A 12,974-nucleotide genomic window follows, 5' to 3' on the forward strand; every position below is an offset into this window, starting at 1 on the left:
TTAATCTTGTTACCCAATCTATCTATGTTTATGAAAAATGTGTACAAATTTCTAAGTGTGTGCCTTACGCTCTTAGTCCTATCCTCCAGTGCTGCCTTTGCGCAGAAGACTGTGACGGGTACGGTACTCGATGAGTTTGGTGTAGGTCTTCCAGGGGTTTCCATCCTTGTGAAAGGTACTACTACCGGTACAGCTACTGATATTGACGGAAAATATTCCCTCAGTGTCCCTAATGACCAGGCAACCCTGGTATTTTCATTTATCGGCTATTCTGCTATTGAGCAGGTAGTTGGTTCCAGAAGTGTCATCGACGTAAATATGGCGCCGGATGAAAGAACACTTACTGAATTAGTCGTAACCGGTTACTCTATCGATTCAAGAAGAGAAACTACCGGGGCGATCGCAACCGTTGATCCAAGAGATTTAACAGTAATCCCTACAGGTAACGTGGAGCAAACGCTTCAGGGACGTGTATCAGGTGTGACTGTAATTACAAACGGTCAGCCAGGTACCTCTTCTATCATCCGTGTTCGTGGTTTCGGTGCCTTCGGTGGTAACGAGCCTCTATACATCGTTGATGGATTGCCTACAGGTTCTACAGACTTCTTGAATCCTGATGACATTGAGTCAACTACCGTATTGAAGGATGCAGCAGCTGCCTCTATTTATGGTGCTCGTGCTGCAAACGGTGTAATCGTTTATACCACTAAGCGTGGAGCTAGAAACAAAAAGCTCAGAGTGGATTACAACGGTATGTATGGAATCACGAATCCAGGCGAAGGTTTGGATATGATGAATCCACAGGATTATGCTACCTATACTTGGTTAGCTGAAACAAATACTGCCAGAATTAACGGTGTCGCACCAAATTATGGACATCCACAATTTGGAACAGGTTCTTCTCCTGTTATGCCATATTATTTGAGTTTGATCACCAGAGATCCTGTCTCAGGTGCTTTTGGTGTTTCATCTGGTCAAGCTGGACCGCTTTCTGCTGCTCAAATTGAGCAACAAAGAGAATGGTACAATATTGATCCTACAAAAGGAACTGTTAGACAACTTACTCGAGCAATGACCGGTGAAGGTACTGACTGGTATGCAGCGCTTACTGCACCTGCTCCCCTTCACAGACACTCGTTGGGATTTAATGGTGGTTCTGAAACCAGCAGATTTTATGTTGGCTTGGGTCTTCAGGAGCAAGATGGTATCATGATTGGAAACACTTTCAAAAGATATTCTCTTAGAACTAATTCTGAATTTGATGTAACGAAGCGAATTAGAATTGGTCAAAACTTCCAAGGAACGTATCGTCAGGTACTAGGTCAACAAGGTGGAACGGGAGGACGTGGAGTTTCTGATGATGAAAACGATATCCTTCAGGCATTCCGTATGCCATCCATCATCCCTGTTTATGACGAGTTTGGTGGCTATGCAGGAACCGCTTCAAGAGGTTTCAACAACCCAAGAAACCCAGTAGCAAACAGAGAAGGTCAGCTAAATAACAGAAACTTTAATGCAAATGCATTTGGTAACGTATATGCCGAGTGGGACATTATCGACGACTTGACATTCAGAACTTCGATTGGTGGTCAGTATAACAACTACTACTTCTATGATTACACGAGATTACAGTATGAAAACTCTGAAAATAACTCAGCCTTTGGCTATGGAGAAGGTTCAGGATTTTCTTTCGGCTGGACTTTCACCAACACTGTTTCTTACAAAAAGACAATTGATAAGCATGATTTCAATGTATTGGTAGGTCAGGAAGCATTGAACTCTGGCGCAGGTAGAAATATCAGTGCTGTAGGTCAAAATCCTTTCTCCCAAGATCCTGATTTCATCACCATCTCCAATTTGCCTGTAGGAACAAGACAAGTGAACTCTGATCAGTTCAAAGGGGTAAACTTCAACTCTTACTTCGGTCAATTGAGATATACCTACAACGATAAGTACATCGTTAGTGCTGTAGTAAGACGTGACGGTTCTTCAAGATTTGGAGAAAATGCTAGATATGGTGTGTTCCCTGCATTCTCTGCAGCATGGAGAATTTCCTCCGAGTCATTCCTTCAGGGAGCTACTTGGATTGATGACTTGAAAATCCGTGGTGGTTGGGGACAAATGGGTAACTCTAATAACGTAGATCCAAATAACCAATATTCACTTTTCGCAGGAAATATTGGAGCATCTTCTTATGACATCACTGGATCAAACTCTGGTGCGCAGATTGGATTTAGAAGATCTAGAATTGGTAACCCTAATGCTCAGTGGGAAACTGCTGTTACTCAAAACATTGGTTTTGACGGTACTTTCTTCAATGGCCGATTGGACATAATCTTTGATTGGTGGAAAAAAGACACCAAAGACTTGTTGTTCACAGTTCCAATTCCTTTGACTGCTGGTTCAAACGCTGCTGCTCCTGCAGTTAACGTGGGTCAGATGCTGAACAGAGGTCTTGACCTTTTGGTTAGCACAAGAGGTAATTTGACTGGAGATTTGACTTACGAATTGACTCTGACAGGTTCAACCTTGAAGAACGAAATTGTATCTCTTTCTGATGGTCTAGATTTTATCACAACAGTTAACCCTTCATTCAGAGGTATTCAGCCTATCCGAAATGCTGTTGGCCAGCCATTGTCCTCTTTCTTTGGATATAATGTTCTGGGTCTATTCAGAGATCAGGAGGATGTAAATTCTCACGCTGCTCAGGATGGTAAAGCTCCAGGTCGTTTCAAGTTTGAAGATGTGAATGGCGATGGTACGATCACTCCTGATGACCGAGTATTCATGGGAAGCCCAGTGCCTGACTTTACAGGTGGTATGAACTTCACTTTAGGTTACAAAGGATTTGATCTTTCTGCCTATTTCTACACTTCAATCGGAAACGAGATCTTCAATCAGTCCAAATGGTTTACTGACTTCTTCCAAACTTTCGAAGGCGCTGCTATTTCTGAGCGTTTGAAAAATGCTTGGACTCCAGAAAATCTGAATGCTACAATTCCTGTAGTGGAAAGAACAGCAAATTTCTCTACTTCTGACGTAGCCAATTCCTTCTATGTTGAAAATGGTTCTTATTTAAGACTTCAGAACTTGACTTTGGGGTATTCTGCACCTGCTAGCCTACTTACCAAATTGAAGATGGAGAGAGCAAGAGTATTTGCTTCAGTAAATAACTTGTTTACTATCACTGGTTATGAAGGTTTGGACCCTGCGGTAGGTGGTGATGCCGATTTGACTTTCGGTATTGACGTAGGTAACTACCCTGTTACTCAGGGATGGACGTTTGGTTTGAACCTTAGCTTCTAATCCAAACAACTTAAAATGAATCGAGTTATAGACACTATAATAGATTAAACAAATGAACAATTTCAAATTAAAAATCGGTGCCCTACTAGCATCCACAGCGATGATGGTAGCAGTGAGTTGTAGCGAGGAGTTCTTGGAGGTTCCGCCAGTAGGTCAGTTGTCAGAAAATCAACTTTCCTCATTAGCTGGTTTGGATGCGTCTTTGATTGCAGCCTATTCCCAAGTAAACGGTCGCGGTAACAGATTAGGGTCTCCTTCCAACTGGGTTTGGGGGAGTATTAGAGGGGGAGAGGCAAATAAAGGTACTGACCCCGGTGATTTTAGTACAATCAATCCAATTCAGCGTTTTGAAAATAACGCTGCGGGTGGAGAGATGGGTTCTAAGTACAATGTGGCTTATGAAGGAATTGCCAGAGCGAATTCAGTATTGAGGTTGCTGACTAATGCAGGACCAGATGTTACTGATGCAGATAAAGTTCGTTTGTCAGCTCAAGCAAAATTCCTAAGAGCTCATTTCTATTTTGAATTAGCCCGTGATTACAACCAAACTCCTTATGTAGACGAAACAGTGGATTATGGTAGTGGTCTGGAGGAAGTGAAAAATGATAAGCCACTTTGGCCATTTATCGAAGCTGACCTTCAGGAGGCTGTTGCTAATCTTCCTGCTACTCAGCCACAAGTAGGTCGAGTGAATCAGTGGGCTGCAAAAGCGTATTTGGCAAAAGTTTACCTCTATCAGAAGAAATTTGCTGAGGCAAAAACATTGTTTACCGACGTGATCGAAAACGGTGTTACTTCCAATGGTCTGAAGTATGGCCTTGTTCCTTACTACGACGATGCTTTCCGTGGAGCAAATGACAACCATGAGGAGTCTGTTTGGGCATACCAAGCGGCTGCAGGTACAGGATCTGTTAACAATGCAAACCCTGAATTTGACTTGAACTTCCCTTACAACACCGGACCTGCTGGTCCAGGAAACTGTTGCGGATTCTTCCAGCCAAGCTTTACTTTCGTGAATGCATTCAGAACAGCAAATGGTCTCCCACTTTTGGACAAATCCTATAACTCTCCTGCAAATGAAGTGAAGAGTGATATGTCTATTGCTTCTGGAGCTGCATTTACTCCTGATGCTGGTCCTTTAGATCCTAGACTGGATCATACGGTAGGTAGAAGAGGCATTCCTTATTTGGATTGGCAAGATCACCCAGGTCAAGCTTGGATTCGTAACCAACCTAATGGGGGCCCATATTCACCTAAGAAATATGTATATGCAAGATCAGAGCAAGGTTCTTTCCAAGACAACTCTTCTTGGACTCCTGGCTACACTGGTATCAACTTCATGATTATCCGTTTTGCTGATGTCCTTTTGATGGCTGCAGAAGCTGAGATCGAAACTGGTGGATTGGAAAAAGCTCGTGAATATGTGAACAGAGTAAGAACCAGAGCTATGAACTCCAAACTGATGAGAGAAGATGGAACAATGGCCGCAAACTATCAGATCAGTACTTATGACACGCCTTGGACTAGTGCGGATACAGCAAGACTTGCGGTACGTCATGAGAGATTACTTGAGCTAGGTATGGAAGGCCATAGATTCTATGATCTACAGCGATGGGGAACTGCTCAAGCTGAATTGGATTTCTACTTTGCTTATGATGGGGTAAAACTTCCTGCAGCTTTGGGTAACGGTGCAAAATATACCGACAAATTTAAGTGGGTGCCAATTCCTCAAGATCAGATTGATCTTGTAGGTCCGGATATTCTAACTCAAAATCCAGGTTTCTAATTTTATTTTGTAAATTATCTTAAAAGGGAGGCTTCGGTCTCCCTTTTTTTTGTGATTTACCAGTACTATTTTTTCCGAATGTTGAAAAATGGTAATTTCCAATTCCCTAGAAATACCCAAAACACCCTATGAAGTTCACTATTCCATTATCAGTTGTTTTATCCCTTTTCTTTCTTATTTCCTGTGATCAGAATGCTTCCCTATTTGAATTGAAATCCTCTGATCAAACTGGAATTGATTTCAATAATGAAATCATTGAATCAGACTCATTCAATATTCTCACTGACGAATATATTTTTAATGGAGGGGGTGTTGCGGTAGCGGACTTTGATCAAGATGGATTACCAGATCTGTTTTTTACCGGCAATCAGGTGTCAAATCGGCTTTATTTGAACAAAGGGGAATTTAAGTTTACTGATATTTCTGAAGCTTCAGGCATAATGGCATCTGACAGATGGTGTACAGGGGCTGTAATCGTCGACATCAATACAGATGGGTGGCCTGATATCTACGTTGCTGCAGCCATGAAAAAAGGACCTGGTGAGCGCAATAATCTTCTTTTTGTAAATCAGGGTAAAGATTCGTCAGGTAAGGTAATCTTCAAAGAAATGGCGGCCCAATATGGCATAGCCGATAGCGGCAATAGTATGGGAGCAGCTTTTGTGGATTATGATCTCGATGGAGATTTGGACCTCTATGTGTTGAATAATGAGCAACTCACAGCAAAGCCTACCAATTTCAGACCTAAAGTAACAGATGGGTCCGCTGTAAATAATGATAGCTTCTATCGTAATAATGGAAATGGCAGTTTCACCAATGTGACTATCGAAGCAGGGATTACCTTTGAAGGTTTTGGACTAGGACTTTTGATTGCTGATGTCAATAATGATGGCTGGCCGGATATCCATGTGAGTAATGATTACATCACTAATGATATCCTTTACATCAATAATCAGGATGGTACTTTTTCTAACCAAACCAAAGAAAATTTACGCCATCAAAGTCAATTTTCGATGGGTGCTGATATCGCTGATTTTAATAATGATGGTCTCCCTGACTTGATTACTATCGATATGTTGGGAGAAGACAACTACCGGAAAAAAACCACGATTGGTAAAAACGTTTACCAAACCTACCTGAATAATGAACAATACGGCTACGAATACCAATATGTCCGTAACATGGTCCATTTGAATAATGGACCAGGAATTCCTTTTTCCGAAATCGGTTTAATGACTGGCGTATATCAAACTGACTGGAGCTGGGCACCACTTTTCGGGGATGTGGACAATGATGGGAATCGGGATCTGTTGATAACCAATGGATTTCCCAGGGACATTACTGATAAGGATTTTGCAAACTACAGAGCCGATGTGGGAAATATAGCTTCCACCCGACAGCTGTTAGATTCTATTCCTATTGTGAAAATTCCGAATTACGCCTATAGAAATACAGGAAATCTTTCTTTTGAGGATGCGGGAGAAGCATGGGGACTTAACAAACCGTCTTTTTCAAATGGAGCTGTTTTGGTTGATCTCGATGGTGATGGGGATCTGGACTATGTGGTAAATAATATCAATGATCCGGCCTTTGTATTTGAGAATATACTTAACGAACGGTCAGAATCACCTAATTACCTTCGAATAAAATTGAAGGGTCCAGCTTCAAATCCACAGGGATTGAGTGCAAAAGTCTTGCTACAAGCTGATTCGAAAAAAATGCTGTATCAGGAAATGCAAGTAGGACGAGGATACATGTCTTCCTTGGAAGAAGTGTTGCATTTTGGCTTGGATTCCACCAAGTCGGTAAGTGAAATCAGAGTCATTTGGCCTGATGGTAAAGAATCTTCCATGCAAAATGTCGAAGCAAACCAAGTCCTTGAGGTGGATTATGCTACATCTAAAGTCGGAAAAAATGCTTATGCAATTGTTGACTTAAAGGAAACTCAGAAATTGGTCACCGATGTGACCATGGACTTAGGAATTGATTTTCTACACCAAGAAGTAGATAAAATCGACTTTAATGTACAGCGAACGCTACCCCATAAGCTGACCCAGTTCGGCCCTCCTTTGGCGGTAGGCGATTTGGATGGAAATGGGCGAGAGGATCTAATCATAGGTTCAGCTTCAGGCTTTGTGCCGGTTTGGTATTCGCAGCAAGAGGATGGAAGCTTCGTTGAAAAAGAATTGCTGCCTGGGGAAAATTCGATTTTTGAAGAAACGGGGATTTTACTTTTTGATCTAGATAATGACGGAGATCTTGATCTCTATCTTGTCAGTGGGAGTTCGGAATTTTTACCTGAATCCGCCGAGTATTTGGATCGGATTTACCTAAATGATGGTAAAGGAGCATTCACTTTGGATAAGAATTTTGCTCTCGTTAAAGCAAATGGGAGCGTGGTTCGCGGAGCAGATTACGATGGGGATGGGAATCTGGATTTGTTCGTGGGTGGTAGGGCTCCGATTGGGAAGTTTCCACTACCTGAAAACAGTTTTTTGTTAAGGAATTTCAATGGACAATTAACTGATGTGACAGATCAGGTCGCACCAGAACTCAGAAAAGCAGGCATGGTGACCGATGCCATTTGGACTGATGTGGATGGAGACGGCAAAGTTGATTTGGTCGTCGTAGGAGAATTGATGGAGATCAGCATCTTCAAGAATACTGGAGAAAAGTTTGAAAGGCTGAAAGAAACAGGATTGGAAAATTACCTAGGGTGGTGGAATTCCATTGCTTCGGCAGATTTTGATCAGGATGGGGATACTGACTTTGTCATCGGGAATCTAGGTGCCAATAATGCACATCGGCCGAGTGTAGAAAGACCTGTGAAGATCTATGCCAAAGATTTTGATAACAATGGCAGTGTGGATCCGGTGACTTTTGCTTACTACAAAGACCGAGAGGGTGGGACATTCAATTCATTTCCAAGCCATTTTTGGGATGATCTGATCGGCCAAAGTCCGATGTTCAGAAGGAAGTTTGACCGGTATAAATATTTTGCCCTAAGCACAGAATCTAGCTTTTTCACCGAAGAAGAAAAGAAAGAAGTGCTAGTTCTAACGGGAAATTATGATCGTACTGCCTGGGTTGAGAATCTTGGCAATGGTAAATTTCAACTTCATGAATTGCCCGTAATGGCTCAAATAGCACCGGTAAATGGACTTGTTACCGATGATATAAATGGAGATGGTTTTACCGATATCCTGATGGTAGGCAATGATTATGGGAATGAGATCTTCATCGGCAGGCTGGATGCATCAGTAGGACTTCTACTTTTGGGAGATGGTCAGGGTGGTTTTGAAGCAGTGAATCCACGGAACAGTGGCTTTGTGGTACCAGGGGATGCCAAAGCGCTCGTCAAACTCAGCCCAGTGACAGGTGCGCCGCTATATTTCGCTTCGCAAAATCGAGGGAAATTGCTGGCTTTTAGGTCCAGATATGAAGAAGCAAAAACGCTGTCTTTTGGACAGCATGCGATGGCCCTAATTCTGGAATTTGACAATGGGAAAAGGCAGCGATTTGAATTGAGTCAAGGAGGAGGTTTTGGGTCTCAGTCTTCCCGGGAAGTGATTTTACCAAAAGGCACGAAATCCGCTGTTATGATAGATTACAAAGGAGAAATGACCCCAGTCGGCATTTTTACCCGCAATTGATCAGCGATAGAGCTCCCCGGCTTTTGCTTCGCAGATGTCCAAAATCAGGGTTGCGATCTTATCTGTAACATCATCAAAATATCGCCTCCCTTTCTCAGGGGAGGCTTTTTTTGGATTTCCTATCCCCGTATCTTCTGTCACTTGCGACCATTTTCGCTCTGCCCAGGCCCATTTTTCACGGATACCCTGAATGACTGATTTCCGCTCATCTCCATCGCCTGCTTCGTCCAATGGCAAGACCAACTCTGGGTGTAGGTATTGAATCAAAGCTGTCTCCATCTCATCTGCATGGTCCCCGGACTCTTCGAAGTACTTGCTTTTATCCAAAGCCTGAAACCAGTTTGCGGTAAATAGCAGCATTTCAGGAAATTTTAGTCCGAGTTCTCTCAGCATTGGCTGAAAATTATTTCCGCCATGGCTGTTCAAGATCAGGAGCTTTTTTATTCCCTGCCTGTTTAGGACCTCGATGATATCGGTCAAAATAATTAATTGAGTACTTGGGTAGATATTGATGTCTAGATAGATATCGCTCTGCCCGGTATTGACTCCGAATGGAATGCTCGGAAGGACCACCACTTTGGCTCCCTTTTCCCAAGCTTTCTTTGCACCTTCAGCACTCATGGCATCTGCCTCATAGACATCTGTGCCGTAAGGAAGATGATAATTGTGGGCTTCGGTGGCACCCCAAGGTAAAATTGCCAGATCATATCGAAAGGTTTTAAGGCTTTTCCAGGTAGCTTCTTTTAGAATATAGGGGCGCATGGGATTAGTTTTATAGGATTTGGACAGATGGCGGGGTGATTTGGATCAAAATTGATAATTTGAAACCTGATTCTAAAATACGCTCAATGTCCCAAAGAAGAAAGTTTATCAAGCAATCCCTTGCGGGGTCTGCCTTATTTTTACCGGGTACAGCTTCGGCATTATCCGCATTTGAAAGTAAAAAATCTCCTAATGGGGAGAGGCCACTCATCCTTTCCACCTGGAATCATGGGGTTCCTGCCAATGCTGCAGCTTGGGCGAAACTCCAAGAAACAAACAGCATTCTCGATGCCGTTGAAGCAGGAGTTCGAGATACCGAATTGGATATGGATAATCTGTCTGTGGGTCTGCAGGGCCTGCCTGATCGGGAAGGAATCACCACTCTGGATGCGTCCATCATGACTGGTGACGGGGCATGCGGCTCTGTGGCTTTTGTCCGGCAGATTAAGCATCCTATTTCACTCGCACGAGCGGTGATGGAAAAAACACCCCATGTCATGTTGGCAGGGGAAGGCGCACGGCAATTTGCCATAGCTCAGGGCTTTCCTTTGGAAGAGGAAAAACTTAGCCCAAAAGCCCAAATTGAATACGATAAATGGAAAGTCACCAGCCAATACAAGCCCATCATCAATATCGAGAATCACGATACGATAGGGATGATCGGAATTGATTCTAAGGGTAAATTGGCGGGGAGTTGTACTACAAGTGGACTAGCTTACAAAATGCATGGAAGGGTAGGGGACAGTCCGATCATCGGTGCCGGGCTCTATGTAGACGATGAAGTGGGAGCTGCTACGGCGACTGGACTTGGAGAGACGATTATCCGGATCTGTGGAAGTTTCCTGATCGTGGAATTGATGCGGCAGGGTCGATCACCCCAGGAAGCCTGTGAAGAAGCTGTGCGCCGATTGGTGAAGAAAAGCAAGAACATTCAGGACATTCAGGCTGGATTTTTAGCAGTCAACAAAGACGGTGAAACCGGTGCTTACGCAGTGCATCCAGGATTCAATTTTGCGAAGGCTACTGCATCTGGAAACGTCTTGATCGATTCAAAAAGTCACTTTTAAGAAATGGATCGAATTTTACTTGAAGCTCCGGTTTTCAATCTGCAGGCAGCTTTGGAAGCGGCTCAGTATGGGATAGACCGATTGGAATTGTGTGCCAATTTTCCCGAAGGAGGAGAAACTCCCAGTGCAGGCATGCTTCGCTTTCTGAAAAGCGAGGTGGATATTCCGGTATTTGTCATGATCCGGCCACGCGGAGGTGATTTTGTGTATTCCTCGAAAGAACAAATCGTGATGAAACAGGATATTCAACTCCTGTCTGAGTTGGGTGCAGATGGATTTGTTTTTGGAGTATTGGATGAAAAAGGAAGGATAAACGAGGCTGCCTGTGAAATGCTGTTGCGGGCAGCAGGTGGCAAACCATGTACTTTTCACAGGGCCTTTGATGCTTCATCTGATTTGAATGAATCCTTGCAAAAAATCATTCATCTGGGTTTTCACAGGATCCTGACTTCGGGTGGGAAAAACTCACTTTCTGAGGGTTTGCCGGTAATTTTGGATCTTTTGGAAAAAGCCAAGGACCAAATCATCATTATGCCGGGGGGAGGGACTAAACCTGAGCATTTAGCTACTTTGAAAGAAAGCGGCTATTTGAAGGAAGTTCATGCTTCTTGCAAAATAGCCAAGCCTTCCCGGAATGAATTTGTCAACAAAGACTTGTCTTTTTCTGGTGTTCCGCTTGATTATTCCCTTCAGCTGGGTGTGGATCAGAGTCTAGTAAACGAGTTCAAATCAGTTTTGTAAATCAAAATAATGCGGAAATTTCTCTGGATGGTAGGGTTGATAGGGGTGAGTTGTGGGCCGATTTCCGAGCGGAAACAACCGCCTCCAAGTTTGTACCAGTTGTCTCAGTCCGACTTGGATTTGAGCGGGGAGCAGCTCGCCAATGGCTACTGTGCAGCTTGCCATATCAAACCTGAGCCCGAAATCTTAGACAAAGTCACTTGGGAGACTAAGGTCCTTCCTGATATGAGAAAGCGGATGGGCTTGTATTTGGAGGAGGATTTTGGAACTGCATTACCAGAGGATGAAGGTGTGCCTCCCGGAATCTATTCCAAAACTCAGCTTGTAACCAGAGAAAATTGGCAAAAAATACTGGACTATTATTTGGAAAACGCGCCTGAAAAGCCCCTTCCTCAAGCAAAAAAACTTGCCCCTAAAAAGGGAATTCCGGGTTTTGAAATGGAAATTCCCGATTTTCCTTTTATCCGTCCAAGCCTCACCACAATGGTTCGGGTAAATCCCAACACAGGTAACCTGTGGGTAGGTCATCGGTTCCGGTCGCTTTTTGTTCTGGATTCTAAAAATGGATTTAAACAATTAGACTCAATACCTACCCCTGTCGCTCCGGTGGAGATTGTATGGAGGTCCAACGATTCTTTTGAATTGCTTGCTATGGGATTAATGGATCCTGCCAATGACTCGCTCGGTCGCTTGGAAAACTATTCCAAAGTTGATAAAAGCTGGCGTGCAGATTCTATTCACACGGGTTTGATGCGTCCGGTACATGTGGAATATGGGGATTTCAATGGTGATGGAATGGAGGATCAAGTCATCTCTCATTTTGGAAACCACCTGGGTAAACTCAGCTTATACTTGTCATCTGCCTCTGGATTTCATGAAAAAATCCTAAAAAAAGATCCTGGTGCACGGAGAACTATTGCGGTAGATTTTGATCAGGATGGAGATATCGATCTTTTGGCTTTGATGACTCAGGCCAAAGAATCAATAGTGCTTTTTGAGAATTTGGGGAATGGTGAACTGAAAGAGCGGATGCTTTTGGGTTTTCAACCGGCATTCGGATCTAGTGATTTTCGCTATGAAGATATGAATGGGGATGGGTTTAATGATCTGGTTTTGGTCAATGGAGACAATGCAGATCAATCACAGATTTGGAAAAACTACCACGGCGTACGAATATTCGAAAACGATGGCGAAGGAAGGTTTGAGGAGACCTGGTTTTATCCAATGCATGGAGCAAGTGGATTGGAGGTGGGGGATTTCGATCAAAATGGGACTGTAGATCTTTTTGCGATTGCTTTTTTTCCTGATCGAAACGAATCCCCCAAGCAAAACTTGATTTATTTCAGGCAGTCAAATACAAACGATTTTCAGCCTTTTGTCTTGAATGAATCGCCAGACTTTAATTGGCTGACGATCACTCAAGGTGACTTGGATAGGGATGGTGACCCCGATTTGGTGATTGGTACTTTTGCCTTTGACGAATTATACAAGGCGCCAACTGCAAACTGGAGTCCTTTTGTCATCCTAAGGAATTCAAAAAATTAAATAGGTATATCCGCAATTCTTCCAGCAGGCAAATTCATTTAAAATTCACCTCGACTTCCTTCCCTCACATTAATAACCTGAAATCCGATGGTCGAGTGAAGTCGAGGCAATTTT

7 protein-coding genes are annotated in these 12,974 nt (G+C 43.2%); 6 read left to right on the plus strand and 1 reads right to left on the minus strand.

The features are described 5' to 3' along the window. Positions 1-24 precede the first annotated feature (24 nt). The 3 genes from DK188_RS15685 to DK188_RS15695 all read left to right on the plus strand — a co-directional run bounded on the left by DK188_RS15685 (position 25) and on the right by DK188_RS15695 (position 8,745). The gene (locus DK188_RS15685; protein ID WP_111671785.1) at positions 25-3,306 is read left to right on the plus strand and encodes a SusC/RagA family TonB-linked outer membrane protein; all 3,282 of its coding nucleotides are present in this window, start codon (positions 25-27) and stop codon (positions 3,304-3,306) included. A 52-nt stretch (positions 3,307-3,358) separates the two neighbouring features. Further along, the gene (locus tag DK188_RS15690; RefSeq protein WP_111671786.1) at positions 3,359-5,092 is read left to right on the plus strand and encodes a RagB/SusD family nutrient uptake outer membrane protein; all 1,734 of its coding nucleotides are present in this window, start codon (positions 3,359-3,361) and stop codon (positions 5,090-5,092) included. Between the two features lie 128 nt (positions 5,093-5,220). After that, on the plus strand, positions 5,221-8,745 hold the full coding sequence (locus DK188_RS15695) for a VCBS repeat-containing protein (RefSeq protein ID WP_111671787.1): 3,525 nt from the start codon (positions 5,221-5,223) through the stop codon (positions 8,743-8,745). Here the strand turns inward: DK188_RS15695 and DK188_RS15700 are convergent, their stop codons facing one another. Continuing rightward, positions 8,746-9,507, minus strand: a complete 762-nt coding sequence (locus tag DK188_RS15700; RefSeq protein WP_111671788.1) for a creatininase family protein — start codon at positions 9,505-9,507, stop codon at positions 8,746-8,748. Positions 9,508-9,593: 86 nt separating this feature from the next. Here DK188_RS15700 and DK188_RS15705 point away from each other — a divergent pair, with 86 nt between their 5' ends. The 3 genes from DK188_RS15705 to DK188_RS15715 are packed head-to-tail and all read left to right on the plus strand — an operon-like array spanning position 9,594 to position 12,860. Then, entirely contained in the window at positions 9,594-10,574 is a 981-nt protein-coding gene (locus DK188_RS15705; protein ID WP_111671789.1) for an isoaspartyl peptidase/L-asparaginase family protein, read from the plus strand. A 3-nt stretch (positions 10,575-10,577) separates the two neighbouring features. Beyond that, entirely contained in the window at positions 10,578-11,315 is a 738-nt protein-coding gene (locus DK188_RS15710; RefSeq protein WP_111671790.1) for a copper homeostasis protein CutC, read from the plus strand. 9 nt (positions 11,316-11,324) lie between these two features. Beyond that, the gene (locus tag DK188_RS15715; protein ID WP_111671791.1) at positions 11,325-12,860 is read left to right on the plus strand and encodes an FG-GAP repeat domain-containing protein; all 1,536 of its coding nucleotides are present in this window, start codon (positions 11,325-11,327) and stop codon (positions 12,858-12,860) included. Positions 12,861-12,974: the final 114 nt, after the last annotated feature.

The sequence above is a fragment of the Algoriphagus litoralis genome, assembly GCF_003259255.1.
Taxonomy (GTDB): Bacteria; Bacteroidota; Bacteroidia; order Cytophagales; family Cyclobacteriaceae; genus Algoriphagus; species Algoriphagus litoralis.

Coding starts and splice junctions, on each gene's coding strand:
- DK188_RS15685 (WP_111671785.1), top strand. CDS start 25: ATGTTTATGAAAAATGTGTACAAATTTCTAAGTGTGTGCCTTACGCTC.
- DK188_RS15690 (WP_111671786.1), top strand. CDS start 3,359: ATGAACAATTTCAAATTAAAAATCGGTGCCCTACTAGCATCCACAGCG.
- DK188_RS15695 (WP_111671787.1), top strand. CDS start 5,221: ATGAAGTTCACTATTCCATTATCAGTTGTTTTATCCCTTTTCTTTCTT.
- DK188_RS15700 (WP_111671788.1), bottom strand. CDS start 9,507: ATGCGCCCCTATATTCTAAAAGAAGCTACCTGGAAAAGCCTTAAAACC.
- DK188_RS15705 (WP_111671789.1), top strand. CDS start 9,594: ATGTCCCAAAGAAGAAAGTTTATCAAGCAATCCCTTGCGGGGTCTGCC.
- DK188_RS15710 (WP_111671790.1), top strand. CDS start 10,578: ATGGATCGAATTTTACTTGAAGCTCCGGTTTTCAATCTGCAGGCAGCT.
- DK188_RS15715 (WP_111671791.1), top strand. CDS start 11,325: ATGCGGAAATTTCTCTGGATGGTAGGGTTGATAGGGGTGAGTTGTGGG.